Annotated in this window: 23 protein-coding genes; 13 read left to right on the top strand and 10 right to left on the bottom strand. The window is 71.4% G+C overall.

The window, feature by feature from the left end; all coding sequences use genetic code 11:
• Positions 1 to 7 precede the first annotated feature (7 nt).
• On the bottom strand, positions 8 to 1,939 hold the full coding sequence (locus PV396_RS27230; protein WP_319208888.1) for a hypothetical protein: 1,932 nt from the start codon (positions 1,937 to 1,939) through the stop codon (positions 8 to 10).
• 130 nt (positions 1,940 to 2,069) lie between these two features.
• Positions 2,070 to 3,455, bottom strand: a complete 1,386-nt coding sequence (locus tag PV396_RS27225; RefSeq protein WP_319208886.1) for a transcriptional regulator — start codon at positions 3,453 to 3,455, stop codon at positions 2,070 to 2,072.
• Positions 3,456 to 3,794: 339 nt separating this feature from the next.
• Here PV396_RS27225 and PV396_RS27220 point away from each other — a divergent pair, with 339 nt between their 5' ends.
• From PV396_RS27220 to PV396_RS27190, 7 genes are all read left to right on the top strand, one after another.
• A complete protein-coding gene (locus PV396_RS27220; protein WP_319208884.1) occupies positions 3,795 to 4,448 on the top strand; it encodes a bifunctional DNA primase/polymerase in 654 nt (217 codons plus the stop codon).
• Positions 4,449 to 4,770: 322 nt separating this feature from the next.
• Complete coding sequence (locus PV396_RS27215) at positions 4,771 to 5,547, top strand: ABC transporter ATP-binding protein (protein ID WP_319208883.1); 777 nt, start codon at positions 4,771 to 4,773, stop codon at positions 5,545 to 5,547.
• Entirely contained in the window at positions 5,544 to 7,157 is a 1,614-nt protein-coding gene (locus tag PV396_RS27210) for a transporter (protein ID WP_319208880.1), read from the top strand. The genes PV396_RS27215 and PV396_RS27210 overlap by 4 nt, the downstream gene beginning before the upstream one ends.
• Positions 7,158 to 7,282: 125 nt before the next feature.
• Complete coding sequence (locus tag PV396_RS27205) at positions 7,283 to 8,095, top strand: hypothetical protein (protein WP_319208877.1); 813 nt, start codon at positions 7,283 to 7,285, stop codon at positions 8,093 to 8,095.
• Between the two features lie 5 nt (positions 8,096 to 8,100).
• Complete coding sequence (locus PV396_RS27200; RefSeq protein WP_319208875.1) at positions 8,101 to 12,381, top strand: CHAT domain-containing protein; 4,281 nt, start codon at positions 8,101 to 8,103, stop codon at positions 12,379 to 12,381.
• Between the two features lie 51 nt (positions 12,382 to 12,432).
• A complete protein-coding gene (locus PV396_RS27195) occupies positions 12,433 to 12,645 on the top strand; it encodes a hypothetical protein (protein WP_319208873.1) in 213 nt (70 codons plus the stop codon).
• A complete protein-coding gene (locus PV396_RS27190; protein ID WP_319208871.1) occupies positions 12,642 to 13,316 on the top strand; it encodes a hypothetical protein in 675 nt (224 codons plus the stop codon). The genes PV396_RS27195 and PV396_RS27190 overlap by 4 nt, the downstream gene beginning before the upstream one ends.
• Before the next feature lie 68 nt (positions 13,317 to 13,384).
• Here the strand turns inward: PV396_RS27190 and PV396_RS27185 are convergent, their stop codons facing one another.
• Positions 13,385 to 14,266 (bottom strand): alpha/beta hydrolase, encoded by an 882-nt coding sequence (locus PV396_RS27185; RefSeq protein ID WP_319208869.1) that lies wholly within the window; start codon positions 14,264 to 14,266, stop codon positions 13,385 to 13,387.
• Between the two features lie 564 nt (positions 14,267 to 14,830).
• Positions 14,831 to 15,523 (bottom strand): metal-dependent transcriptional regulator, encoded by a 693-nt coding sequence (locus tag PV396_RS27180; RefSeq protein ID WP_319208867.1) that lies wholly within the window; start codon positions 15,521 to 15,523, stop codon positions 14,831 to 14,833.
• A 271-nt stretch (positions 15,524 to 15,794) separates the two neighbouring features.
• Here PV396_RS27180 and PV396_RS27175 point away from each other — a divergent pair, with 271 nt between their 5' ends.
• Entirely contained in the window at positions 15,795 to 16,550 is a 756-nt protein-coding gene (locus PV396_RS27175) for an SIS domain-containing protein (RefSeq protein WP_319208865.1), read from the top strand.
• Positions 16,551 to 16,599: 49 nt separating this feature from the next.
• Here the strand turns inward: PV396_RS27175 and PV396_RS27170 are convergent, their stop codons facing one another.
• Positions 16,600 to 18,027: a PAS domain-containing protein gene (locus PV396_RS27170; RefSeq protein ID WP_319208862.1), complete on the bottom strand. Its 1,428-nt coding sequence runs from the start codon at positions 18,025 to 18,027 to the stop codon at positions 16,600 to 16,602.
• A 231-nt stretch (positions 18,028 to 18,258) separates the two neighbouring features.
• Positions 18,259 to 18,735 (bottom strand): GNAT family N-acetyltransferase, encoded by a 477-nt coding sequence (locus PV396_RS27165; RefSeq protein ID WP_319208860.1) that lies wholly within the window; start codon positions 18,733 to 18,735, stop codon positions 18,259 to 18,261.
• A 67-nt stretch (positions 18,736 to 18,802) separates the two neighbouring features.
• Between PV396_RS27165 and PV396_RS27160 the strand changes: the two genes are divergently transcribed.
• Positions 18,803 to 19,243, top strand: coding sequence for a GNAT family N-acetyltransferase (locus tag PV396_RS27160; protein WP_319208858.1), 441 nt, complete (start codon positions 18,803 to 18,805; stop codon positions 19,241 to 19,243).
• Positions 19,240 to 19,839: a YrhB domain-containing protein gene (locus PV396_RS27155; protein WP_319208856.1), complete on the top strand. Its 600-nt coding sequence runs from the start codon at positions 19,240 to 19,242 to the stop codon at positions 19,837 to 19,839. The genes PV396_RS27160 and PV396_RS27155 overlap by 4 nt, the downstream gene beginning before the upstream one ends.
• 33 nt (positions 19,840 to 19,872) lie before the next feature.
• Here PV396_RS27155 and PV396_RS27150 read toward each other — a convergent pair whose 3' ends face one another.
• Complete coding sequence (locus PV396_RS27150) at positions 19,873 to 20,280, bottom strand: RidA family protein (protein WP_319208853.1); 408 nt, start codon at positions 20,278 to 20,280, stop codon at positions 19,873 to 19,875.
• 233 nt (positions 20,281 to 20,513) lie between these two features.
• On the opposite strand from PV396_RS27150, the gene PV396_RS27145 reads away from it, so the two are divergent.
• Complete coding sequence (locus PV396_RS27145; protein WP_319208850.1) at positions 20,514 to 21,593, top strand: protein kinase family protein; 1,080 nt, start codon at positions 20,514 to 20,516, stop codon at positions 21,591 to 21,593.
• 98 nt (positions 21,594 to 21,691) lie between these two features.
• Here the strand turns inward: PV396_RS27145 and PV396_RS27140 are convergent, their stop codons facing one another.
• Entirely contained in the window at positions 21,692 to 22,315 is a 624-nt protein-coding gene (locus PV396_RS27140; RefSeq protein ID WP_319208848.1) for a 2'-5' RNA ligase family protein, read from the bottom strand.
• Between the two features lie 13 nt (positions 22,316 to 22,328).
• Positions 22,329 to 23,804: an XRE family transcriptional regulator gene (locus tag PV396_RS27135; RefSeq protein ID WP_319208845.1), complete on the bottom strand. Its 1,476-nt coding sequence runs from the start codon at positions 23,802 to 23,804 to the stop codon at positions 22,329 to 22,331.
• A 601-nt stretch (positions 23,805 to 24,405) separates the two neighbouring features.
• Between PV396_RS27135 and PV396_RS27130 the strand changes: the two genes are divergently transcribed.
• Positions 24,406 to 24,636 (top strand): hypothetical protein, encoded by a 231-nt coding sequence (locus PV396_RS27130; protein ID WP_319208842.1) that lies wholly within the window; start codon positions 24,406 to 24,408, stop codon positions 24,634 to 24,636.
• Complete coding sequence (locus PV396_RS27125) at positions 24,633 to 25,046, top strand: DUF6415 family natural product biosynthesis protein (RefSeq protein ID WP_319208839.1); 414 nt, start codon at positions 24,633 to 24,635, stop codon at positions 25,044 to 25,046. Before PV396_RS27130 ends, PV396_RS27125 begins: the two co-directional genes overlap by 4 nt.
• 256 nt (positions 25,047 to 25,302) lie before the next feature.
• On the opposite strand, the gene PV396_RS27120 is transcribed toward PV396_RS27125, so the two are convergent.
• Positions 25,303 to 25,938, bottom strand: coding sequence for a lipoprotein (locus PV396_RS27120; RefSeq protein WP_319208836.1), 636 nt, complete (start codon positions 25,936 to 25,938; stop codon positions 25,303 to 25,305).
• Between the last annotated feature and the right edge of the window lie 63 nt (positions 25,939 to 26,001).

The following is a 26,001-nucleotide window of genomic DNA, read 5'->3' as shown; positions in this document are numbered from 1 at the left end:
TGAGCGGTCAGAGCTGGGTGGACTGGCGCTCCGTCAGGCCGTACGGCTGGGCGATCGCGTTCCACAGCTCGGCCGCCTTGGCCTTCTGGGCGGTGGCGATGCCGCTCTGCTGGTTGCCCTTCTGCGTCTGGCCCGTCGTACGGGCCTGGCCCTTCTTGCAGCCGTTCTTGCCCGCCACCTGGTCCGCCCAGGCCGCGTAGTGGTCGTCGGCCGACTGGGACGCGTGCCATGCCTTGGTGAGGGCATCGGTCAGCTGGTCGTGCTCGGGGAGCTTGTCGACGTCCAGTGCGGAGAGCCGGGTGACCAGCTCACCGCGCTGCTGGGCCGCGCCACGCAGGTCGGAGGCCGCCTGGCCGAGGTTCCGGCAGGACTTGACGTCCGCCACGGCCTTGATCACCGCGTCGCGGCTGTTGTTGCTGTCGGCGAGCAGCTTGTCCAGTTCGACGGCCTGCGCCTTCGCCGGGTCGGCGGCCGGGGCCTTGGACTCCTCCGGCGCGCCCGAGGTCGCCGCGACCGTCTTGTTGCCCGCCTCGGTGTCGCTGTCGCCGCCCCCGCCGCTCAGCAGGGCGCCGGCGCCGATCCCGAGCACGACGATGCCGATCCCGAGGGCCGCGATGACGGGCACGCGCGAACGCCTGCCACCCCGCCCGTCGTGCCGGTCGTCCATGTCGTGGGGCTGGCCCGGGAAGCCGTACGGGGGCTGCTGGGCGCCGTACGGAGCCTGCTGGCCGTAGGACGGCGCGGGGGCGGGTTGCTGGTACTGGTGCGGCTGCTGGGGCTGGACGCGGGGCAGCTGCTGGGTGGAGCCGGCCGGGGCGTCGGAGCCGGGACCGGTGCGGAAGAGGTTGTCGAAGTCGGAGGGGGGCTGCCGGCCGTCGGCGCCGCCCGCGGGTATGCCGTACGACCCTCCGGGCACCGGCGGGATGTACTGGGTGGCGTCGGCGTCGGACCCCGCGGGGGCCGCCTGCGGCACCCGGCCCAGGTACGTGGTCGCCTCGGCCTGCGCCTCGGGCGGCAGCGCGCCGGGGCCCACGGGCGGCAGGAACTGCGTCGCCGCCTCGTTGACGTGCGGGGCGGCAGGTCCGGGCGCGGGGGCGTGCGGCGCGACCGGCGGGAGGTACTGGGTGGCCGGGTCGCCCACCGGGCCGGCGTTACCGGGAACCGGCGGGATGTACTGCGTCGCCGCCTCGTTGACATGCGGGGCGGCGGGACCGGGCGCGGGGGCGTGCGGCGGGAAGTACTGGGTGGCCGGGTCCGCGACCGGGCCGGAGTTGCCGGGAACCGGGGGGATGTACTGCGTCGCGCCGTCGTCGGCGGGCGGCAGCGGAGCGCCGGACGCGGCGGCGTACGGGACGGCCGCACCGCCCTCGGGGGGCAGCGGGGCGCCGCCGTACTGCTGCCCGTACTGCTGCTGGTACTGCGGCATGGGCGCACCCCCGGCCGCGGGCGGCAGCGGTGCGGACTCGGCGCCGTAGCCGGGCTGCTGGGACCAACCCCCGGACACGCGCGGGTCGTTGTCCCACGCCGGTGCCGACGGTGCCTGCTGCTCGGGCTGTTGCTGCGCCTGGGGCTGGGGGGTGGAGTACGGGTTGGCGTGGGGGTTGGAGTGGGGGTGGAACTGGCCCTCGGGGCCCCACTGTTGCTGGTGGTGCTGCTGCTGGTGCTGCTGGGCGTCGGGCGGCGTCGGCCAGCCCTCGGCCGCCTGAGCCTGGCCGGGGTGCCGGGCCTCGTCGGAGTCCGGGCCCCACGGCTGTCCCCAGGTCTGGCCGCCGGCCGGGTTCGGGGCCGGAGGCGGAGGCGCGGCCGGGGTGGGGGCCGGTCGGCCGCCGCTGCCCCCCGTCATACCCGGCAGCAGCGGTTCGCCACCGTCGGAGGGCAGCACGATGCCTTCGCGCGCCACGCGCGGCGAGGGCTCCTCGCCCTGTCCACTCTGCGTCACCGGGACTCCTACTAATGGGGGACCTTCGGAATCGTCGGTTAACGCTACCGGGTTCCCGGAATCCGTTTTGACGCAGCACAGGGCCGGACCACTCCCCCACCAGCCCCTCAGCGTCCCGCTGTGTCTCCCGTCACGCCGCCGCCCGCAGGTCCAGCCGCGCCCCGAACTCCCGGACCACCGGTTCCTCGCGGTACGGCTCCAGACGCGACTGGAGGTCGTCCAGGTACTCGGCGCCCCGGTTGGAGCGCAGGGTGCCCAGGAGTTCCACCGCGCGCAGGCCCGTGTGGCAGGCCTCCTCCACCTCGCGCTGCTGGACCTGCGCCGTGGCCAGCAGCACCAGCCCGATGGCCCGGCGCCGCGCCCGCGTCTCCGGGTGCCCGTCCAGCGACTCCTGGGCGCATCGCGCCGCCGCCTCGGCCTGCCCGAGGTCCCGGTGGCAGTGCGCCAACTCGTCGGCCAGGTACGCCCCGTCGAAGTGGGCGATCCACGCCGGGTCGTCCCCCGACTCCGGATCGGCCGCGTCCAGCGCGTCGACCGCGCGCCCCGACGCCAGCTGGGCCGCCCGCGCGTCCCCCATCAACGCGTGGCCCCGGGCCTCCGCCGCGTAGAACATCGCCTCCGCGCGCGGGGTGACCCTGCCACGCGCCCCCTCCTGCGCCGCCCTCGCCAGCTGGGCGATCTCCCGAGGGTTCCCGAGCTGCGCGGCGAGATGGCTCATGGAGGCGGCGAGTACGTACCCTCCGTACCCCCGGTCCCCTGCCGCCTGGGCGAGCCGGAGCGCCTGGATGTAGTAGCGCTGGGCGAGACCGGGCTGGCCGGTGTCGACGGCCATGTACCCGGCGAGTTCGGTCAGCCGTGCGACGGCGGCGAAGAGATCACGCCCGACCGCCTCCCGGTACGAGCCCGCCAGCAGCCCGGAGACGACGCTGTTGAGGTAGTGGACGATGACCGGACGAACATGCCCGCTGCCGAACTGGTGGTCAAGATCCGTCAGCGCCTGTGTCATCGCGCGCACCGCCGCCACGTCCGACGGCCCCACCCGAGGCCCCGCCTGACGCGCCACCTGGGAGTCGGGGGACGAGATCAACCAGTCGCGGCTGGGCTCCACGAGCGCGGACGCGGCGACGGACGAACCGGACAGGAAGTCCCGCCGGCCCACGTCGCTGCGCCACAGCTCACACACCTGCTCGATGGCGCCGAGGACGGTCGGGGAGAACTGGAGCCCGACGCCCGAGGCGAGGTTCTTGCCGTTGGCCATGCCGATCTCGTCGATCGTGACCGTACGGCCGAGTTTGCGGCCGAGGGCCTCGGCGATGATGGCGGGCGCCCGGCCCCGGGGCTGCTGTCCGCGCAGCCAGCGGGCCACGGACGTCTTGTCGTACCGCAGATCGTGGCCGTGCTCCGCGCCGCACATGTTGACCCGGCGGGCCAGCCCGGCGTTCGAGCAGCCCGCTTCCTGGATGAGCGCCTGCAACCGTTCGTTCGGCTGCCGCGCGACGAGAGGCCTTGCGGCCATGGCGTACCCCCTGTGGCTGCGGTGGCGTGCCCACGCACCGAGTTGACATGTCTTCCGTGTCCGGAGCCCCTTCCGTACGCGGCCCGTGAAGCGGACGAGTACGGCGAAAAGATCCGGCCTCGAAGATCAATGCCCCGCAGACATGCCGACAATGCGAGACATGTGAGGATTGCCGGGGTAAAGGCGGATCCCCGGCCCTCCCCTGCCTACCCAGCCCCGCCCGGGATCCTCCTGCGCGCCCCCGCACATGCATCCATGCGCCCCAGATGCGGAATCGATGCTCCTCCCCCGCGCATGTGACATGCGTAACTCATGAATCCCACTAGAGTTGTCCTCATCGTGGAAGAGACCATCGCGGGCCCTGATGCTGCCCAAATCCCCAAGCAACGCGGCGAATCCCTCTTGGAAACCGCCGTCCGGTACGCCGAAGAGCGCCACTGGGACGTGTTTCCCGGTACGTGGCTGGAAGCAGTCGACGGGGTGCAGCGCTGCTCCTGCGGCGACACAGCGTGCGCCCTGCCCGGCGCACACCCGTCACGGCCCGACTGGGTGACGCAGGCCACGGGCAGCGCGACCGTCGCGCGCCGGCTGTGGACCGAGCACCCGACGGCGTCGATCCTGCTGCCGACCGGCCACACGTTCGATGCGATCGACGTGCCCGAGACGGCGGGGTTCCTCGCGCTGGCGCGCATGGAACGGATGGAACTGACGCTGGGGCCGGTGACGTTGACGCCGGATCGGCGGATGCGGTTCTTCGTGTTGCCGGGGGCTTCGGCGAAGGTGCCGGATCTTGTGCGCAAGTTGGGGTGGTCGCCTTCCTCGCTGGATCTGGTGGCTCTGGGCGAGGGGGCGTATGTGGCTGCGCCGCCTACTCGGTACGGGTCTCGGGGGGCTGTGCAGTGGGCCTGCCGGCCTACGCCTGCGAATCGGTGGTTGCCGGATGCGGAGGAGTTGATCTCGCCGCTTGCGTATGCGTGCGGGCGGGATCGGTAGTTCGCCTGTTGGGGTGCCTGGTCTTGTTGTTCGGCGGGTGCGGGTGCGTTGTGGCTTGTCGCGCAGTTCCCCGCGCCCCTAAAAGCGTCCTGTTGCCGCCGAATGAATGCAGCCCCGCGTCCCTGAAAAGCTGCCCGTTGCCGCCGATCGGAGGCGGCCCCTCGTCCCCAGGGCGCCTTTGGGGGTGCGCTGTGGCTTGTCGCGCCCCGCGGCGGAGCCGCAGATCAGATACAGCCCCGCGCCCCTGAAAAGCCTCCCGTTGCCGCGGATCGGATACATACAGCCCCCTGTGCCGGGAAAGCCTGCCGCTTAGGCTCCTTGCATGGTTGATGAGGTTGCCGTGCGTGTGGTGGGGCTTTGGAAGCGGTTCGGGGAACAGGTTGCTGTTGCCGGGATCGATCTGGAGTTGCCCGCGGGGAAGTTCGTCGGGCTCGTCGGGCCCAACGGGGCCGGGAAGACCACCACGCTGTCGATGGTGACCGGGCTGCTGCGGCCCGACCAGGGCAGCGTCGAGGTCGTGGGGCACGACGTGTGGCGGGACCCGGTCGAGGTCAAGGCGCGGATCGGGGTGCTGCCCGAAGGCCTTCGGCTCTTCGAGCGGCTGTCCGGGCGTGAACTCCTCGCCTACTCGGGGCGGTTGCGCGGACTGCCCGGTGCCGAGGTCGACAAGCGGGCCGCCCAACTGCTCGACGTCCTCGATCTGGCCGGCGCGCAGCACAAGCTCGTCGTCGACTACTCGACCGGCATGCGCAAGAAGATCGGCCTCGCCGCCGCCCTCCTCCACAATCCCGAAGTCCTCTTCCTCGACGAGCCGTTCGAGGGCGTGGACCCGGTGTCGGCGCAGATCATCCGGGGTGTGCTGGAGCGGTACACGGCCTCCGGCGCCACCGTCGTCTTCTCCTCGCACGTCATGGAGCTGGTCGAGTCGCTGTGCGACTGGGTCGCGGTGATGGCGGCGGGACGTATCCGGGCGCACGGCCCGCTGGCCGAGGTGCGCGGCGAGGCCTCCTCACTGCAGCAGGCGTTCCTCGAGCTCGTCGGCGCGAGCGGGCGCGACCACGGGTCCGACCTGGACTGGCTGGGCGGCGGCGCCCGATGAGCAAGGGGCAGAAGGGCACGGCGCCTTCGATCACTCCCGTCGTCGTGCGGCTGAAGCTGTCGTTGCTGTCCAACGGGCTGCGGCAGTCGGCTGGGCGGCGGGCCGTGTACATCTCCTCCCTCGTCGTCGTGGTGCTGCTCGCCGCGCTCCAGTTCCTCGGGCTGGTCGCCCTGCGCGGCAACGCGCACGCCGCGTCCGTCGCCGTCCTGCTCCTCGCGGTGATGGCGCTGGGCTGGGCCGTCATGCCGCTGTTCTTTCCGAGCGGGGACGAGACCCTCGACCCGACCCGGCTGGTGATGCTCCCGCTGCGGCCCCGGCCGCTGGTCAGGGCGCTGCTCGTGGCCTCGCTCGTCGGCATAGGGCCGTTGTTCACGTTGTCCCTGCTCGTCGGGTCGGTGATCGCCGTGGCGCGCGGTGCGGCGGCGTTCGTCGTGTCGCTCGTGGCCGTCCCGCTCGCGCTGCTGGTGTGCGTGGCGCTCGCGCGGGCCGTCGCCGCCGCCAACGTCCGCCTGCTCAGCAGTCGCAAGGGCCGCGATCTCGCCCTACTCAGCGGGCTGGTCATCGCGGTCGGGGCGCAGCTCGTCAACTTCGGTGTGCAGCGGCTCGGTTCGGCTGGGCTCGGTCAACTCGACCCGGTCGGCGATGTGTTGGCGTGGGTGCCGCCCGCTTCGGCCCTCGGGGCGGTGGACGCGGTGAGCGACGGGTCGTACGGAGTCGCCGTCGCTCAACTCGCGCTCAGTGCGGTCACGTTGGTGCTGGCACTGGGTGTCTGGTCGCGGACGCTCACCCGGCTGATGACCTCTCCCGACGGGTCCACTCTTCAGGCCGCCGAGCCTTCCGGTGCCCGGGAACGGGGCGTCGGCGGGCTCGCGGGGCTGCTGCCCGGCGGGCGTACCGGAACCGTGATGGAACGGAGTCTGCGGTATGCGTGGCGCGACCCCAAGACCAAGGCCGCGTGGGTGACTTCGCTCGCGATCGGGCTGATCGTGCCGGTGTTCAACGCGATTCAGGGCACCGGTTCGATCTACATCGCCTGCTTCGCGGCTGGGATGCTCGGCATCCAGATGTACAACCAGTTCGGCCAGGACACCTCCGCCTTCTGGATGGTCGCGATGACGATCTCGTCCACTCGGGACGCGTACGTCGAACTGCGCGGCCGGGCACTGGCGTTGGCGCTGATCTGCCTGCCGTACGCCACCCTCGTGGTCGTCGTCACCACCGCACTGCTCGACGACTGGGCGAAACTGCCGGAGGCCCTCGGGCTGTCCCTCGCGCTACTGGGGGCGATGCTGGCGTCCGGGGCCTGGTCGTCGGCGAGGTTCCCGTACTCGATCCCGCAGGAGGGCTACAAGAACGTGGCCCCGGGGCAGTCCGGGCTGGCGACGGTCGCCATTTTCGGCGGCATGGTCGGGGCCGCCCTGCTGTGCGCACCGGTCATCGCCCTCACCGTCTGGCTGAACGTCTCCTCGGGCGGCGACCGGTGGGCCTGGCTGCTGCTGCCCGTCGGCGCCGGATACGGGGCCCTGCTCACCGTGCTGGGACTGCGCCTCGCCGCCCCGCGCACGGCTCGGCGGCTGCCGGAGATCCTCACGGCGGTCAGCAAGGGCTGACCCCCGTCGACCGTCCGTACATCAACTCCTTTTTTGGGTCGAACTTGCCTACGGCATAGGGTGTCTGGCTCTTGATTCGCGGGGAGGAGGGTGTGACGGAAGCTTTTCAGGGGGGGAGTCCGCGCATGGCCAGATGGTTCGGCAGGTCCAGGTCCAGGAGCTACGACAAGGCCGGCGCCGCCGCCGAGTCCGAGAACCTCGAACCCCTCGGCGTCTCCGACGACCTGCGGCTCGCGTACGGCCGCACCGGCGACCCGAAGCTGCTGCGCGGCTCGCTCCAGGCCGCCGAACTCGCCCTGCAGGTCTACCCGGTGGACGATGTCCGGCACGCCGCCGCCCTGTCCTCGCTGTGCATGCTGCACCGGCTGAGCTGGGAACGGGACCGGGGAGCCCCCGACCTGATCAAGGCCGTCGACTACGGGCGCCAGGCCGTCGACAAGTCCCCGCCCGGCGACTCGGAACTCCCCCGGCACATGTCCTCCCTGGCCACCGCCCTCCAGGAGGTCTACGACAGCACGCAGGACGAGGAGTCGATAGACGAGGCCATCGCCCTGTACCGGGGCTGTCTGGAGCTCATGCCGACGGGCGGCGGCTCGCTGGGCGAGCAGCGCGCCGGGCAGGAGTCCAACCTCGCCAACTCCCTTCTCCGCAAAGGCGGGAAGAACGGCGACAGCGACCTCCTCAACGAGGCCGCCGAACACGCCCGGGCCGCACTGCGCGACACCCCGGCGGGCCACCCGATGCACGGGGTGCGGTTGGTCAACCTCGGCGGTGTGCTTTTCGGGCTCGTCAAGAACGGCGAGTTGAGACACCTCGTCGAGGCGGAGGAGATGTACGCGTTCGGCTTGCGCGAACTCCCCGCCCGCCACCCCGCGCGGCCCGGGGTGGAACAGACGGTCGCGATGCTCAAGGGTCTGCGCGGGCAGTTGGGGATCTGACCGCGATGCCGGAGCGTCCGGTCGTCGAACTGACCCTTGTCGTCGAGGACTTCACCGGTCCCGACCGCTGGCGGTGGGTGCTGGTGGCGCCGGACGGCGAGGTCGTCACCCGGCACGAGGTCCGCCTGGACCCGGCCGGCCCCCAGTACGAGGCCTTCCTCGACCTGCCCGGCTATCTGCGCCGGCACGCCGCCCCGGATGTACGGGCCGTACGGGAACGGGAGATCGTCCGGGAGGTGGGCACCTGGATCGGCGCGGAGGTCCTCGGGCCCGTGGCGCCCGCCCTGCTCGCGTGGGCCCCGGCGGTAGTGCGGGTCGTCGTACCGGCGGACGTGCCCTCGGCGCGGCGGCTGATGTTCGTCCCCCTGGAACTGGCCCATGCGCGGGGGCTGCCCCTGGCCGTCCAGGACGTCACCCTGGTGACGCAGCTCGGGGTGGGCGGAGCGTCCCCTGGAGGCGGTCGGGAAAGGCGTGAGGGCGGCGGGCCGGTGCGGGTGCTGGCGCTGTTCAGCCTGCCCGAGGGCAGCCGGGCGCTGAACCTGCGGCGCGAACGGCTGGCGCTGACCCGGCTGTTCACGGACGCGGCCCACGCCGGCCGGGCGGTGGAGCTGCACACGCTGCAGTACGGGGTGACGCGGGAGCGACTGCGTGCAGTGCTGGCGCGGCCCGCCGGCTGGGACCTCGTGCACGTGTCGGGGCACGGCGCCCCCGGTGAACTGCTCCTGGAGACCGACGCCGGGCACCCTGACCGGATCCGCGGACCCGAACTCGTCGATCTCCTCGGGACGGCCCGTGGCGTCGGCCTTGTCACCCTGTCGGCGTGCTGGTCGGCGGCGGCGGGGGCTGCGCAGGCCGAGGAGGTCGCCGGGGAGGCGGTCGTCGGGGCCGTCGCCGGGGACCTCGTCGAGCGGCTGGGGTGTGCGGTGCTCGCCATGCGGTACCCGGTGGAGGACGGGTTCGCCATCGCCCTCGCCGAGCGGCTGTACCGGAAACTGGTCGTCGAGGGGCGGGTGTTGCCCCGGGCCGTGGCGGAAGTGCTGGTTGAGTTGTCGCAGGAGGACGCCGGGGCGGGTTCCGCTCTCCGGGCGGGGACGCCGGCGTTGTTCGGTGCGCGAGCGGTGGGGCTGAGGATGGGCGCGCCGGTGGGTGAGGCGGTGGGTGATGTGCCGCCCGCCGAGACGGGCGTGTCCGCCCAACTCCCGCCCGTACCGGAGCACTTCGTCGGCCGCGTCGCCCTTCTCGCCCGTGCGAGCGCCGTACTGGCTCCCCGCAGCGGGCTGTGCGGGATGCTGCTGCAAGGGATGCCGGGCGCCGGAAAGACGGCGTGCGCACGGGAGTTGGTGGCTACGCACGCCCATGCCTTCGACCGGGTCGTCTGGTTCACGGCACCCCAGGAACAGGAAGGCGAGCGGCCGCACCGGGGGCCGCAGTACGCGGACGGAGCGCTGGCCGCCTTCGCGTTGACCCTGGAACAGGCGGTGCCCGGACTGCGCTGCCTGCATCTGCTGGACGGCGACACCAGCGGGACCGGCCGGTCGGCGGCGGAGTTCGCCGGCGCCGTCTCCTCGTGGCTGGAGCGGGAGCGGGCGCTGCTGGTCATCGACGGCATCGACGTACTGCTGACGCCCGACAGGGCCTGGCGGGAGCGGAGTTGGGGCGAGCTGGTCGGTGCGCTGGCCGCGCACGGCGGGGCGGGGCGGCTGATCCTGTGCGGACGGGTACGGCCGGCCGGGCTGGGGGCGGGCGTACGGACCGAGCCGGTCGATCTGCTGAACCCGGACGAGGCTTTGCTGCTCGCCCGCGAACTCCCCCATCTGGCCCGGCTGCTCGACGGCCGGCTCCCCGGCACGACCCCCGCCGCCGCCCGCCGACTCGCCACCGGGCTCCTCCAACTCGCGCAGGGACACCCGAAGTTGCTGGAGCTGGCCGACGCCCAGGCCGCCGATCCGGAGCGCCTGACCCGGCTGCTGGCCGCCGGGAACCGGGCCTCGACGGCAACCGGGGGCAGGGACGGCGAAGGCGGCAAGGACGGCGGCGACGCCGAGCTGCTTCGCGTACTGCGCGCCTGGTCCGACGGTGTCGCCGCCGAACTCTCCTCCGCCGACCGGGACTTGTTCCACTTCCTGTGCTGCCTCGAGGAGACTGACCGCACCCGTCCCGCCGTGGACCACAACTGGCCCGACCTGCGCGCCCGACTCGGCCACCCGGACACACCGGTGGAACCGGCGCTGCGCACACTCGTCGCCCAGGGCCTGCTCACCCCGCGGCCGGGACAGTCGTACGAGATCCAGGCCGCCGTCGCCGCCGAGGGGCGGGCGCGGGCCGGTGAGCAGGTCCGGGAAATGGTCGACACCCGGCTGTCGGGATACTGGCTGCGGGTGTTCGAGCTGTCGTGGTCCCGCGAGGGCACCGACGCCGAGGGCGCCCAGTTGGCCGGGCGGCTCCTCACCCACGCCGCGCTGGCCGCCGCCCCCTATCTGATCCGGCTGCGGCAGGAGTCGTCCGCCGCGACGCTGCTGGAAGCCGTACTGCGCCGGGACACCTCGGGCCCGACCAGGGCCCGCGTACTGCCCCTGCTGCGCCGGATCGCGGCCCGCGCCGCGTCCGCCCCGGACAGCGGAGTCGCAGCGCCGACGAGCGCCCTGGCCAGGGTGATCAACGAGACCGACCCGGTCCTCGCCGAACGCCAGGAGCGCCACAACCTCGACTCCGCGCTCGCCCGCGGCGACCACTCCACCGCCGCCTCCGCGACCAGCGGCCTGGTCGACATCTGCGTACGCACCGGACGCCTCACCGAGGCGCTCGCCTTCGCCGAACAGGGCGCCGACCACGCGCGGCGGGCCGGCCTCGGCACCTGGACGACGCTCCTGTACGAGGTTCAGCGGCTGCACGTCCTGTCGCAGACCGCCCGGGCCGGCGAAGTCCTCGCCGAGGCCGACGCCCTGCGCCTGCGGATGCGTGACGTGCCCCGGGAACGCGGGCCGCGCGAGGGCGTCGACTGGTGGCAGGTCTGGGAGGAGCTGTGCGACACCGGGCAGCGCGCCGCGATCGAGTCGCACGAGTGGCAGCGCGCGCTGGAGTACGCCGACGACCTGGGCAACTCCAAACGGGCGCGCGGCGCGCCGGTCACCGACCTCGCGCAGGCCCGGCTGCCCGCGTACATGCCGTTGCTGCGTCTGGGCCGGATCCAGGACGCGCTGCGGCTGCTGGAGGAGTGCCGGGAGGTGTTCGAGGACGCCGGGGACTTCCCGTACCTGGGCGAGGTGTTCGGGGCGCTCGCCAATGTGGCGGACGTGCGCGGACACGGCGAGGTGGCGATCGCCCGGGAGCGGGACAGCCTGCGGTACGCGTACCGCGCGGGGCTTGTGGCGATCGTCGCGGTCGGTCACGCCAACCTGGGCACCTACCTCCACACTCACGCGCGGGACGCGGCGGGCGCGGTCGCCCACCATCTGACGGGCGCGCTGCTCGCCACGCTCACCGGGGGCGGCCGGACGATGGACGCCGCGCTGTCCCTCGCGGGCGACCTCCAGGAGTTCGGCGCCACGGCTGACGCCCAACTGCCGGAGAATGTCGAGGAGTTGTGTACGCGGGTGGCCGAGGTACCCGGGGTCGCCCTGGACCGGCTGCTGGCCGGCCTGGACCCCGGGCTCGCCCGCAGCCGGGAGGCGCTCGCCGAACTGGTCCGGGAGGCGCGAAGGAGCGCGGCCGAGCAGGGAACGGAGGCGAACCGGCTCGCCTCCGTGCGGACGGCCGCGTGGGACATGACCTGGGAGCCGACGCTCGCGGCACTGGTGGCCGCCGAGCGGCGCAACACGGCGGCGAAGGTGAAACTGCGCCAGCATCTCGCCCATGTCGGCACGGTGGACCCGATGTTCGGCCCACTGGCCGACGTACTGGGCCGCATCCAGGCCGGTGAGCGCGGCTCGGGTGTCCTCGCCGGGCTGACGCCCCTCGACGCCGGGGTGGCCGTGCGGGCGCTCGAAGCGCTGGACGGCCGGGGGACCGTGGCCGTCGAGCTGTGGACGGTGATGTACCTCGGCATCGCCCTCGGCAGCTTCGTCGCCGACGCCCTCGACCCGACCGGCGAGCACGAGGTGACCCGGGAGAACCTGGACGGGTTCGCCGCCGACCCCGCCCTCGCGCCGATGGCGCCGGTCCTGGAGCGGATCCTCGCCGGCGAACGCGACCCCGGGCTCGGCAGCGGGCTGGGGCAGCCGACCCACCGGGCCGTCGTCGCCGCGCTGCTGCGCCACCTCAACGACGCGGAGACGGGGCTCCGTTGACCTGTCGGCGGAGGCTGCCGGCACTCGGCCACCGGCTGGGATACTGCGCGTATGGCGGACGCCCCGAAGATCAACGACGTACGGCTCGGCGACAACGGTGTGCTGGAGTTCTACGACGGCACGGCGTGGATCCTGTACCCCGATGTGCCCGACGACGACGGGCCGCCCCAGGCACTGACCAAGGACTCCGCGCCCACCACGACCACCACGACCACGCCGACCGCGCCGACCGCGCCGACCACCACGGAAGACCGGCCGCAGTGACCACCGAACCGCCGCCGTCGCCGTCGCCGTCGCCAGAACCCGGCGTCGCCACCCCCTTCGACGCCCTGCCCTCCCCCCTCGACGCCGTGCCCGAACTGCGGGCCGCCGCACGGTGGATGATCGCCGCGTTCGGTGCCGTCGGGGCCGCGCTGGTCGGCGGTGGGCCGCTGGTGGCCGTCGGGAAGGTGCACGGGACGGGCGAGGCGCTGGTCGCCGGCGGTGCGCTGGCCGTCGCGCTCGCCGGGGTCTGCCTCGCCGTCTGGCAGGTCAGCCGGGTGCTCGTACCACCGATCACCACCACCGCCACCCTCAACTCCCCGGCGGCACGCGGCCTGCGCGAGCTGATCGACGCCTCCCCGGCCGACTTCTTCGGCTCCGCCGCCACCGGCGTCGACGATCTGCTGCGCCACCGGACCGTCGCCGCGAACATCCACCGCGCGCTCACGGCCGAGACCGACCCGCACCGCCGACAACTGCTGCGAGCTCACCTGGACCGCGCGAAGACCAACATCGCCCGCACCGACCCCTTCGTACGCTGGCTGCTGGCCATGGCCCACGTCTGGCAGATCAGAACAACCTTCCACGAGGCCCGCCGCTGGTGCCTACTGGCGGTAACCCTGGTAGCAACAGGCGCAACCACTTTCCTGACGGCGACAGGAAACGGTTTTTAGGGGCGCGGGGAACTGCGCGACAAGCCCCCACCGGCCAGCAGCCAAAGAACCGACCACCCAACGGCGAACTATCGAGCCAGCACCCCCTCAAGAAACGGCTCCACAGCCCCCCGCCAAGCCGACGGCTGGTCATAGTGCACAAGATGACCCGCGTCAGCCACCTCCGCATACTCCCCCCGAGGCAGCACCCGCACCATCTCCATCGCCTCCGCCCGCCCCAACTCCCCATCCAGCCCCCGCACGACAAGCGCCGGGCACTGAACCTGCGTCAGCTCCTCCCAGTGCGCGTCGTACACCCACGTCTCCCGCGACTTGAGCATCTGCTCCGGTTCGAAGACGGGCCGCCAGCCGTCCGGGGACTCCTGCATCACCTCGGCGTAGAACTCACCGCGCGCCGGATTGGGCCGCTCCACCCAGGGATCGTCCTCGCCGAACCACTTGCGTACATCGGCGAGGGTGGCGAAGGGGGCGGGCCAGGCCTTGAACCAGTCCTCCCATTCGCGCTGGGAGGCCGCGCCCAGTGCGGAGGCCCGCATGTCACAGATGATCAGGGCGTGCACCAGGTCGGGGCGTTTCGCCGCGAGCTGCCAGGCCGTCAGGGCGCCCATGGCGTGGCCGATGAGGACGACCGGGCCGAGGTCCAGCTGTTCGATCGCCGCTTCGGCGTCCTCGACGTACGCCTCGCGGGTGTAGATGTCGCCGGCCGGACGGTCGCTCTGGCCGTGGCCCCGCTGGTCGAGTGCGACGGCCCGGTGCCGTTCGCCCAGCCACCGGGCGGCGGACGCCCAGTGCGAGGCACGGCCCATGAGCCCGTGCAGTAACAGCACGCCGGGTGCTCGGTCGGGTGCTCCGACCGGGGCCTGGCCCTCGCCGGTCTTGGGAGGGTCGGCGAACTCCCAGGCGGCAAGTCGTACGCCGCCCGCTCCGGTCACATCGATACGCCGCGCCACAGGTCCTGGCACCCCCCTAGCCATCGAAGTTTCCTGTCGAAGGTTCCTGTCGAAGTTTCCTCGCCGGAGTCCAGATTATCGAATGGGTATTCGAGAATGCGGTCTCCGGCCGCAACACCCCTCGTTCGAGTGACACCGCTCAGGGAATGATCCGCGTGGCCGAGGGGAGATCTTCTGCGGGAGGCGGACCGCTCGGGGAAAACGGTCCGAAGGGGATGACCCTGGGAGCTCGGGGCTCCGGGTCAGCACAGGGGAGGACAGGCCCCGGCGCCACTTGGCGCCGGGGCCCTCTTCACGTCTGCGGCACATCCTCACGCTCCCCCTCCCCGCCGGGCGACGCCTCCGCCGCACCCGGCCAAGAGCCCCTCACGTCATATGCCTCTCGCGACAGCGTGGCACGCGCGGCGGCCGAGCGCTGCGATTCCGCGGACTGAATCTTGGATTGTCACCCCGGACGGCACGACCCGCCGGGACGGCGGCAACTCCCCCTCGGTCACAGGCATTGACGGTGCGACGAACCCTCGCCGCGCGGCGAGGGTCGGGTCGGCCGGGTCGGAGTCAGGATCAGCGCTTGGCCACGAACACATGCGAGGCGACATCCGCCTCCAGCTCGGCCGCCTCACCGCCGCTGCCGACCAGAACCCCGCCGGCCGCCTCCGTCACGCTGACCACCGAACCGGGCTGCACACCCGCGCGACGCAGCGTGTACATGAGCTGCGCGTCCGTCTGGATGGGCTCGCCGATCCGGCGTACGACGACCGTCTTGCCGTCGGTGCCGGGATCGAGGTCGGCCAGCGAGACCATGCCCTCGTCCAGGAACGGGTCCGCGCCGTCCTTCTCGCCCAGCTCCTCCAGGCCCGGGATCGGGTTGCCGTACGGCGACTCGGTGGGGTGGCGCAGGAGTTCGAGGACCCGGCGCTCCACGGCCTCGCTCATCACGTGCTCCCAGCGACACGCCTCCGCGTGGACCTGCTCCCACTCCAGGCCGATCACATCGACGAGCAGGCACTCCGCGAGACGGTGCTTGCGCATGACGCGGGTGGCGAGGCGACGGCCCTCGTCCGTGAGCTCCAGGTGCCGGTCGGTGGCGACCGCCACCAGACCGTCGCGCTCCATCCGGGCCACGGTCTGGCTGACCGTCGGACCGCTCTGGTCCAGCCGCTCGGCGATCCGGGCGCGCATGGGGACCACACCTTCCTCCTCCAGCTCGAGGATGGTGCGGAGATACATCTCCGTCGTATCGATCAGTCCGGACATTCGTGCCCCTTGATGAGATGTGCCGGAGGCTCGACGGCTCCGGCGCGTGCGCTGGCCCTGGCTTCAATTCTGACGCATACCACTGACAACCGTGCCGCCGCGTTGCGACCACACGGTTACGGATCCCCGCGGCCGGGTACACAGCACGTTTCACCGAGGGTACGGCGAGGGCCGCGGTAACGGCTCGCGGCGCTGTTGACAGGGCAGTGGTCCAGACCTCACCGTGATCGGCGACACGGACGGATGCGCCGATCTCCCGAAGGGCTTACCGATGAGCGACAGCGAGTTGGCCGGGCAGTTCCTCGACGCCGCGATCGGGCTGCTGCAGCGCGTGCGCGACGAGGAGGCGGAGGCCGTGAGGGCCGCCGGCACGCTCATCGCCGACACCGTGGCCGCCGGGGGCCGTCTGTTCGCCTTCGGCGCCGGGCACTCCTCACTCGCCGCGCAGGACGTCGTCTACCGCGCGGGCGGCCTCGCCCTGATGAACCTGCTGACCGTCCCCGGCGTCGTCGGCGTCGACGTCATGCCGGCCACCCTGGGCTCCGCCCTGGAGCGCGTCGAGGGCCTGGCGACGGCCGTCCTGGACACGTCACCGCTGCGCGCCGGGGACGTACTCGTGGTCGTCTCCCTGTCCGGCCGCAACGCCCTCCCGGTGGAGATGGCGCTGCACGCGCGTGCCCTGGGCGTGAAGGTCATCGGCGTGACCTCGGTGGCGTACACGACGGAGACGACGCCCCGGAACCCCTCGGGCACGTTCCTCAAGGACCACTGCGATGTCGTACTGGACTCGAAGATCGCCCCCGGGGACGCCGTACTCACCCTCGACACCGTCCCGGCGCCCTTCGCCCCCGCCTCCACGGTCGTCACGTCGGCGCTGCTCCAGTCGGTCATGGCGACGGCGGCCGGCATCCTGGCGGAACGGGGCATCGAGCCCCCGCTGCTGCGCTCGGGCAACGTGGACGGCGGCCACGACTGGAACGCGCACATCATGAAGCAGTACGGCGACCGGATCTTCTACGAGCGCTGAGGCTCGTTCATCGCCTGGTTCCTCGGGACCCGGCCGGTCGGCTTACCGGCTACCCGTCCTTGCCGAGCGCGGCCAGGTCCAGGGCCGTCGCGATCCGGGCGGCCACGTCCTCGGCGTACATGGCGTCCGTGCGCTCGAACTGGCTTCGGCCGGCACCCCGCAGAAACGTTACGACACCCAGGGTGCGCCCCCGGCTGCGCAGCACCGCGCACAGGGCGTGGACCGACTCCGGCGGCCACTGGCGCTGCACGGCCCACGCGCGTGCCTGCTCGGCGGCGTACGACCCGGCGCTCGCCCGTACGGACCCGGACCGCTCCACGCACTGCACGGCAGGGTGGCCGTCGCCGTAGCGCACCGGCAGTCCGGCGTGGCCGGCGAGGACGCTGGGCCCGGGCGCCCCGGAGGGCGTCGCGGCGGCGCGGACCAGCCGTACCGGCCCGTCCCCGCCGTTCGCCGTGCCGTCGGCCGCCGTACCGCCGATGACGGCGATCCGGTCGATGAGCGCGTGGTCGGCGAAGCCGGCGAGGGCGAAGTCAAGGTGCGTGGTCGCGGCCTCGGCGGCGTCCTCGCACTCGGCGGCGGCACGCGCGGCGCGGTGCAGCTGGTTGGTGCGGAACCGCAGCTGGGCCGCTTCCTGTTCGATCTGCTTGTTCTCGGTGATGTCCTGGAACAGCCACCCCACGCCGAGCGGCACCGGTTCCTCGGTGAGCGGCGAGGCCAACCGCAGGAAACCGCTCCGCCAGCAGCGCCGCTTGTCGCCCTCGGGCGTCCGCACGCTCACCCACATCTCGGCGGGCGCGGGCGGAGCGCCCTCGGCGAGTACGTGCGTCAGCGCGCTCTCCAGCTCCTCGACGCCCTGCGCGAGCAGCTCACCGAGGGGCCGCCCGAGTACGGCCGTACGCCCGATGCCGAACGAACGTGCGGCGTGCGCGTTGACGACAGCGGGACGCAGATCGGCGTCGACGAGCACGACACCCCAGCTGGCGTCCTCGAACAGGGCCTCGCTCAGCGCGATCGACCGCTCGAGGTCTATCTGCGCGTGCACCTCGCTGAAGGCGCAGTACAGCCCGGCGGGCTTGCCGTCGGGCCCGCGCACGGCGGCCGACTGCGTCCGTACGAGCACACGCCCGCCGTCCTTGGTCAGCAGCGCGAACTCATGCACCTGGCGCCCCGGGGCGTGCATCGCGGACAGCAGCCGCCCCTCGATCTCCTCGGCGTCGGCACTGCGCACGGCCCACCCGGCGAACCCGTGCCGTCCGACGGCCTCGGTGGCGGTCCAGCCGAGAATCCGCTCGGCCTCCCGGTTCCAGTGGGTGACCACGCCGTCCGCGTCGAAGGCGCACAGGGCGGCGTCCATGCCGTCGAGAAGGGCTGCGAGCAGGTCGAACCCACCGCCGTCCGAACCTTCCGGGCCGTCCCTCTCGGGCTCGTCCGGCCCCAGCTCGTCGGTGGTCCCACTACGCCGGGAAGCACTCACCTGGACCCCCTGCAGGCTGCGTCCGCGTACTGCGCGACGGTTCGCTCACTCACCATCATTCAACTCGAACGTGACGCAGCACACATCGAGTTCCCCCAAGTTCGAAGGAAATCGTTGTACGGCGGAAATCCGCCGTACTCCGGGAACAAGCCCCTTCTGCCCTGCACCCCGCCGGACCAAACCGACCATCCGGAATGCGAGAAGCTCTGACTACGGGAACGTCCGAGGCCTTCATGATCCCGCGCCCCTGCCCCCGCCCGCCAGCCGGAGGTCGACCCAGAGGTCGCTCTCCCCGTCCAGCACATACCGCTCGACCTCGACAAACCCGTGTTTGAGCGCGAAGGAGAGCCCGTCGTGGTTGGCGGCCAGGACGACGGTCTCGATCCGGTCGGCTCCCAGCTCCCGGGCGAGCGCGAGCCCGCGCGCGTAGATCTCCGCCCCGAACCCGCGCCGCCGGAAACCGGGCAGCACGCGCGCGATGACGGTGGCCACGGCCGCCGCACCGTCCCCGGCGGGCGGGCGAACGGTGGAGCACCCCACGAGGGTGTCGCCGAGATAAGCGACTTCCAGCCGGTTCCGGACACTACGCGCGCGTACCGCGTCCAGGGACATGGCGGCAGGCGGAACGATCAGGTTGTGGACGAGCCGCCAGTCCTCGAGGGCGACCTCGTCGACATCGCTCACGGGCACGATACGAAGATCAGACACGGCGCCAGGAAATAGCACTCAGCAGGACGTCGTCAACGGAGTAGTACCGAGTAGTACCGTGCCGATCATGGCGGACTGGGACATACGACCGGCGACGACAGCGGACATCGAGCCGCTGGCCGAGGTACGAGCCGCGGTGATGCGGGCGGATCTGGAACGACTCGGGCGCTACGACGAACACCGCGTCCGGCAACGGTTCCGGGACGCGTTCGACCCGGCCCACACCTGGGTGATCGAGGTGGGCGGCGAGTTCGCGGGCTGCGTGGCACTGCGCCCCGCAGAGGACGCCCACTGGCTCGAACACTTCTACCTGGACCAGCGCCACCAGGGCGGCGGCATCGGCTCGGGCGTACTGAGCGCCCTGCTGGCACGATGCGACGCCGAGGGCACCCTCGTCCGCCTGGACGTGCTCCAGGGCAGCCCGGCACGACGGCTGTACGAGCGGCACGGGTTCCGGGTGGAGAGCGAGGACGCGGTGGACGTGTTCATGGTTCGCGAGGTGCAGTGAGGGGTGACGGGGGCCGCCTCGGCGGGATCGGGCGCGAGGACGCGGTGCGCATCGTGGAGGAGGAGCTGGACCGCGAGTACCAGAAGTCGGCGGGGCCGGCCGTGGATCCGGTGATGCGCGTGGCGATCGCGCGCGTCGAGGCGCACGAGCTGGTGTGGCTGGTCTTCTGTCAGTCCGAGGAGTACATGCGGACCCGGGATTTCCGCTCGATGCTGATCGGCGGCGCCCCCTACCTCGTCGACCGTGTCGACGGAGGGCTGCATGTGATCGGGGCCGCCTCCATGGCGGACGGGGCGTGGGAAACCGACTACCGGGCGCGCATCCGGGGCCTGGCCGTCCGCACCGCCGTGGACGACCTGCACGACGAGATACGCGAACTCGCCGCCGCGCAGGGGCGGATACGTGCGGTACGGGGCCTGCGGCAGAGGCTGCCCGTCCTGTCTCCGGCCCAGGCCCTCCAGTACGTGCACGGACTCCTGGACGACGACCTGCCGGCCCACCTCGCGGCAGTCGCCGTCGAGCAACTCGGCGTACCGGCCGTCGACGCGGCGCCCGCCGTGCGGACGATCCGCCCGGGAAGGCCGGTCAGTCGATGACCACGGTGCGGACCATCCGGCCGGGCAGGTCCGTCAGTCGATGACCGCAGTGGCCTCGATCTCGACCAGGTGTTCGGGGATGTCCAGTGCCGCGACGCCGATCATCGTCACCGGCGGCGCCGAGGTCACGCCCAGTTTCTCGGTCGCCCGGGAGAGGCCCTCCAGGAGCAGGGGCATCTTGTCGGGCGTCCAGTCGACGACGTAGACGGTCAGCTTCGCCACGTCGTCGAAGGAGGCGCCGGCCTCCGTCAGGGCGGTGCCGACGTTGAGGTAGCACCGCTCGACCTGCGCCGCGAGGTCGCCTTCACCGACAGTGACGCCGTCGGCGTCCCAGGCGACCTGCCCGGCGAGGAAGACCAGCTTGGAGCCGGTGGCTACGGACACCTGCCGGTAGACGTCGATCTTGGGCAGTCCTTCGGGGTTCAGCAGGGTGATGGCCATGGTGGGTCCGCCTGTTCGTGGGTCTCTGTTGGTTACTCGGGAACCATAGGAGAGTGGCGGCTGACGTGGAAGAACGCACTTTTCGGTGACTCGGGAACCAGATGGTGACCATGCAGCTCACGGGCTCACCCGACGAAAAACCTGGGACGCGCGGACTCGCATGGCGGATAGGCTCGATCACCTGCACGAGATCACTTACCGAAGCCCTGGTTCGGGGCACCGAGGAGTCGTGAATGCATCCCCCGAACCCGCGGTATGCCGCGCGGCTCGCCACTTACGGGACCGTGGCCACGCACTTGTCCCTGCTGAGCGACTATCGGCTCGGCGAGGCCGTGGCCGCCGCCGACCCGCTCGGGTCCGGCATCGGCGGCAGATCGGCGGAGCTGGACATCGACGGCACGCGGGTGTTCATCAAGCGGATACCGCTGACGGAGATCGAGTCGCGGCCGGAGAACGCGCGGTCGACGGCGAACCTGTTCGGACTGCCGATGTTCTACCAGTACGGGGTGGGGTCAGCCGGTTTCGGGGCATGGCGAGAGCTGGCCGTGCATGCCATGACCACCAACTGGGTCCTCGGGAACGAATACGAGGGCTTTCCGCTGATGTACCACTGGCGCATCCTGCCCGACTCCCCTCCCGAAGGGTTCGCCGACGCTTTCGGGGGCATCGACGGGGCGGTCGCGCACTGGGAGGGTTCAGCGGCCGTACGCGAACGCCTCGAGGCAATCGGCCGGTCTTCGTCCAGCCTCGTGCTCTTCCTGGAACATGTGCCGCAGACACTCGCCGACTGGCTGCACAACTACCGGACGGCCGCGCCCGAGGGCGGGGAGGATTCGCCGTACCCATGGGTGGAGGAGGCCCTCGCGCGCGGGAGTGCCTTCATGAGCTCGCGCGGACTCGTCCACTTCGACGCCCACTTCGCCAATGTCCTGACCGACGGACAGCTGCTCTACTTCGCGGACTTCGGCCTCGCCCTGAGTTCTCGCTTCGAACTGTCGGCTGCCGAGGCGGAGTTCCACTCCGACCACCTTCTTTACGACCGCTCCTACACAGCAAGCCATCTGCTCCGCCACCACCTGCCCGAGGGCCTGCGCGGCGGCATGGAGCACGAAGCGTTCCTGCGCGAGTGGATCAACGGCCACCGGGCCGCCGACGTCCCGCGCGAGATCGCCGCGCTCATCGACCGGCATGCCCGAGCCGCCACGGTCATGGGCGAATTCGTCCGCCGTCTGCTCAACGAGAGCAAGCGGACACCATTCCCGGCGGCTGAGATCGGGCGGGCCTGGGGCGCTGCGGGGGCGGCGCCCCACTGAGAGGCGTTGTCGCCAGCCGCGAGCAACCGCACCCCGCCGCCCAGTTCACTCGGGGGTTCGTACGGGCGACGGGGCTCGAGCGCATGCCCGGGTGGGAGTCAGCCGAGCGGAACGCTCGCGAACGTCTCCCACTCGTACATCTTGTTGTCCCGGTTGATCACGATCAGTTCCACCGCGGAGACACGTGATCCAGCGGGCGTGATGTCGAGCCCGGCGAGAGCTCGGGCGATTGGTTCAGCGGGGCCTTCGCTGTTGCTGTAGGCGACCGACACATGCGGTGTGAAGCCTTCGGCCTTTTCCGGGACATCGCCGAGGACCTCACCGATCGCGTCCCGAATCGCGTCCCGCACGCTACGGACCGGACCATCAGGGTTGACGTGCAGAAGAACCGCCTCGGGGTCGAGTACGGCCGGCCCGATCCGGAGGTCGAAGGCGGGGAGGACTGCCAGTCGGTCGCGAGCCAGGTCGGCGATGGCCTGCACGTCTCTTTCCTTGGCCTCACCCACGAAGCCGATGCCCTGCATGGTCAGGTGCAGCCATCGGTCGGGGATGGGGGTCAGGAAATCTCCGAGCGGAGCAAGGGCCGACCGGTACTCGGCGGCAAGCCGGTGCACGTCCGTCTCGCCCTCAAAGGTGAGGTGCCAGGTGTAAAAGCGGCGGCCCACGCTCCAACCGGGCCGCCACCACCAATGGTTCCGCATGGTCTCGGTTCGAGAGGTCATGCCCGAGATGAAATCAGCAGGCGCCTTCTCCTGACGAGAGCGCAAGGTGGCGCGGGGCGGAGTCCAGGCAGAACTCTTCGATGGCCGCGCGCAGGCCGACGGACGCTGTGCCGCTCGCGTGCGGGCCACCGGCATCGACGGGCAACTCGCCCAGACGCCGGGTGACAGGCGCGAGGCGGTGGTCGGGTGGGAGCGCGAGCACCGGCGCGAGCGCTTCGAACGCGCCCTCGGCTTCGCCTGCGCTCAGGTGCGCTGCGGCCTTGCTGATGTGGATCTGTGCCTCGGTGCCGTAAGCACGTACGGGCTGTGCGGCAAGGAGGGTGATGGCACTGTCCGCCGCGCGGAGAGCGTCGGCCGGACGCCCGACACGGAGGTAGACCGCTGCGGAGTAGTTCTCCTGGCGTGCGGGCCGGCAAGCGAAGATGCCACCGATGTCGTCTTCGCCGGTCACGGATCCGCGGGCGTCGGCGGCGCGGGTCAATGCTTCCAGAGCCTCGTTCTCGGCTCCGAGTTGTGAGCAGGCATCGGCTTCCTGGCAGGCGAGCAGCACGGCGACCGTGCCTGAGGAGCGGTACGCCGTCCCGCGCCGGGCATAGGTGATGGCGTCCCGTAGGCGCCCGTCCCAGAACGCGACTTTGGAGCGGGTGGACAGTACCCAGGCGCGCAGGTCGTTGTGCCCGGCCAGTTCGGCGCACAGCCACGCTGTGCGGCCTTGCGTGTCCGCGTCCCTGAGCTGCCCGAGGTCGGACGACATCCATGCGAGCAGTCCGCACAGGTAACCGGCCGCCGCGTAGAGGTCGGCGGACTGGCGCGGGTACTGGTGGCCTTCGAGGAGAGCGAAGACACGGTCCCGCAGGGCACGTGTGCGCGTGAAGAGGGGCAGCGGGTCGGAAGTGAGGTAGTCGGAAGCCAGCGCCCTGGTGTCAGCCATGAGCTGTTCCAGCGCCATGTCCCCGACGTTCGATACCTCTGCCCATTGCGCCCAGGTCGCGGACTCGTCTGCGGCGAGGCGCACCAGGTCGCTGCCGCTCGACTCCGTCTGTTGACTTGATGCTCGCAGTACTGGAGGAGTCGGCTTGGGGGAAGGAACCGGGCCGCTCAACAGGCGCAAGTCTCCCTCGGGCAGGGCCCGCCGGTCGTCCAGGTCAAGCAGGTTCTCCACGCGGCAGACGAAGGCGTCAGCCATGGCGAGGAAGACGGCGGGGGTCGGTCGACGGGCAGACGGTCCCGGCCACTTCTCCCACTTGGCGACAAGTGACGCGTCGGCGGCCACGGCCTCGCCGGGACGGCGGCTGCTGACCTGAGTAACGCGGTCCGCCGCCTCCTGGAGGGTCCACCCGTGGGCATGCCTCCACGCCTCACGAGGGCGCATGCGAAAACGGATGCGCATCTCGATGGCGATGTCCGCGACCGTGCATCCGGCGCCGTTCATGTCGTGGCGGAGGGCGTCCCGGTCAGCCTTGGAACCGAGCTTGGGACGAGCGGTCATGGGCGGCCTCCCCTGCGCGACGTTGTGAACTCACGGTATCCGTGCGGTCACCCAGAGGATGTCGGCTCGGGGAGATTTCGCCGGGCGTGCAGCCCAAGGCACTGCCCAAGAAGAGGCGTTGCCGCAGGTCAAGGCTGTGCTGTCGGTCCAGGAAAGTTGGACATGGCCGCCCGTGACGGCGCCCCCTGCTTTTGGAACGGTAGTGGGACGAGAAACGGCAATACGGGGCAACGGCTCCGATGAAGCCCCGGCGACCGCTGACACGGTCCCGAGGCGTGGCCGACTGCGAAGGAGTCGACGTGAACCTTGTACCACGATTGCTCGAACGGGTGAGAGCACTCCTGCTCGGGCTGCCTGAATCCAGCCGCCACGCGCTCGGTTCAGACCGGGAGGAGGACTCGAACGTGATCGTGCGCGATCCGTCGCCGGAGATGTGGGGTGCCATCCTCGTCCACGCCCGACGGCGCAGGGCCCAGCGCAAAGGGTTTATGTCGACGTCTGCTCGTTGCCTCGAACGGGGCGCTGCTTCTCCGATGCGCGCGTACGCCTTTCCACCACACGGGCCGGCGTACGCGCTGGCGGTGTCGGCGCAGGAGGCCCGTTGAAGGTGACTGCGTACGAGCCGAATCTCGGCGACACCGTCGAGGACACCGGCACCAGGAAGGTCGGCAAGGTCATGGGCTACGTGGGGCCGTACGTCCAACTGCGGCCGATCGGCGGTGGCCGGGAATGGGACGCACGGCCGGACGACCTCCGGCCCGTCACCGAGTCTCAGGCCCTGCGCACCGCCGTCGCGGTGGCCAACGCCCGCTCACGGGGAGAGTGGCTGTGACCGCGAACGCCTCGCTCCCCGTCGACATCGAGACGATGCGCGCCAGCGCTGGCCGCCTGCTCGCGCCCGACGCCACAGTGCCCTCCGCGCAGGAACTGGAGACACTCATGCTCATGCTGAAGGGACACCTGGCGCTCGTCATCCCCGAAGTGGAGCGGGCTGCCGCAGGACCGGACGAGGACTACGACCTCGCCCGTGTGTGCGCCTGGACGGCCGTCACCGAGAGCCGCAGGAAGCTGCGTATCGAGCCGCGCCCCGGCCTGAGTTCACACATCGCTTACGCGCGCCGTCTGTCCCGTTCGTTGAACGCTCTGTGCGACCACTTCGAGATCCTGAACATCGCCCGTCCCGAGGAGGCCCGCCTCGACGGGGGCGGGACCCCTGGCCCAAGCTCTCGAAAAAACGGTTGAACGACGGTCGTGCCCGTATCTAGTGTGTGAGCACACTGAAGGGAGGTGATCGGGTAAATGAGTGAAACCCGGACGCGTGAGGTGGCTGCGGGCTAGCGGCTCGCCACCACGTTCAATGCGGTGCCGGACCAGCGTGGGTCACTGACACGCAGCCGGCCGAATCCAACGCAGTCACCCGACCCGCGAGCTCGCCGGTGAGTCCGGCCGGCCCCTCCTCCAGAGGGCCCGAGCTCGCGGGTCGCCTGCGTTCAGGCCTCTAGCCCTTCAAGGTGCGCTTCACGAGTTCGAACGCCGGGAGCATTGCCTCGTGTTCGGCGTCGTCCATGCCTCCGAGGTGTACGACGACCGGGCCGCGCGGTGTCGTGACCGCGAGGGCGCGTTCTGTCTTCGCCGCGTCATCGAACTGGCTCTGGTACGCGTATCTCACCTCGACGCCGGCGAGGGGGCCCGCCTGGAACGTGCTGTACCGCGCCTTGCTCGTGTTCTTGTCCGCGGTCACGAAGGCTTCCAGTACGGCGCGTGCGTCTGCGGTGCCCGGGCCTGCCGTCCACACGCGGAGGAAGCCGATGTGGCCCGCCGGCTTGGCGTCGACCTCGCAGACGAGGGCGACCGGGCCCTGACGCGGAGGATCGGTCACGGCTTCCGCCGTCCAGTCCTTGGCGATGTCGAAGGTCGCGGGGAGCTTGCAGGCCGAGTCGGCGGCTCCGATGTTGCCGCCGCTCTCGGCGGTGGCCTCGCGTGCTGTCGCGGAGGCGGTCACTGGCGCGGGCGGCTTCGCGCCCTCGTTCGCCGCCTCCGAGCAGCCCGTCAGTGCCGTGAGTGCCGTCAGCGACGCCGCCAGCAGCGCCGCCTTGGCCGTTCCGTGCCGTCTGTTTCCCGCCCCGACCAGCATGTGCTGTGCCTCCCCTGTTCGAGCGGGACACGTTATCGGAGCGGGCAGCAGGTCGGCGTACCC

The organism is Streptomyces sp. ME02-8801-2C, from assembly GCF_033793965.1.
Lineage (GTDB): Bacteria > Actinomycetota > Actinomycetes > Streptomycetales > Streptomycetaceae > Streptomyces.
Note: the sequence above shows the minus strand (reverse complement) of the source record. Positions and strands in the feature narration are given on the sequence as shown.

Excerpts from the sequence above, each read along its gene's own strand:
- PV396_RS27145 (WP_319208850.1), top strand. The coding sequence starts at position 20,514 with ATGCATCCCCCGAACCCGCGGTATGCCGCGCGGCTCGCCACTTACGGG.
- PV396_RS27205 (WP_319208877.1), top strand. The coding sequence starts at position 7,283 with ATGGCCAGATGGTTCGGCAGGTCCAGGTCCAGGAGCTACGACAAGGCC.
- PV396_RS27150 (WP_319208853.1), bottom strand. The coding sequence starts at position 20,280 with ATGGCCATCACCCTGCTGAACCCCGAAGGACTGCCCAAGATCGACGTC.
- PV396_RS27210 (WP_319208880.1), top strand. The coding sequence starts at position 5,544 with ATGAGCAAGGGGCAGAAGGGCACGGCGCCTTCGATCACTCCCGTCGTC.
- PV396_RS27120 (WP_319208836.1), bottom strand. The coding sequence starts at position 25,938 with ATGCTGGTCGGGGCGGGAAACAGACGGCACGGAACGGCCAAGGCGGCG.
- PV396_RS27215 (WP_319208883.1), top strand. The coding sequence starts at position 4,771 with ATGGTTGATGAGGTTGCCGTGCGTGTGGTGGGGCTTTGGAAGCGGTTC.
- PV396_RS27160 (WP_319208858.1), top strand. The coding sequence starts at position 18,803 with ATGGCGGACTGGGACATACGACCGGCGACGACAGCGGACATCGAGCCG.
- PV396_RS27175 (WP_319208865.1), top strand. The coding sequence starts at position 15,795 with ATGAGCGACAGCGAGTTGGCCGGGCAGTTCCTCGACGCCGCGATCGGG.
- PV396_RS27225 (WP_319208886.1), bottom strand. The coding sequence starts at position 3,455 with ATGGCCGCAAGGCCTCTCGTCGCGCGGCAGCCGAACGAACGGTTGCAG.
- PV396_RS27180 (WP_319208867.1), bottom strand. The coding sequence starts at position 15,523 with ATGTCCGGACTGATCGATACGACGGAGATGTATCTCCGCACCATCCTC.
- PV396_RS27135 (WP_319208845.1), bottom strand. The coding sequence starts at position 23,804 with ATGACCGCTCGTCCCAAGCTCGGTTCCAAGGCTGACCGGGACGCCCTC.
- PV396_RS27195 (WP_319208873.1), top strand. The coding sequence starts at position 12,433 with ATGGCGGACGCCCCGAAGATCAACGACGTACGGCTCGGCGACAACGGT.
- PV396_RS27200 (WP_319208875.1), top strand. The coding sequence starts at position 8,101 with ATGCCGGAGCGTCCGGTCGTCGAACTGACCCTTGTCGTCGAGGACTTC.
- PV396_RS27140 (WP_319208848.1), bottom strand. The coding sequence starts at position 22,315 with ATGACCTCTCGAACCGAGACCATGCGGAACCATTGGTGGTGGCGGCCC.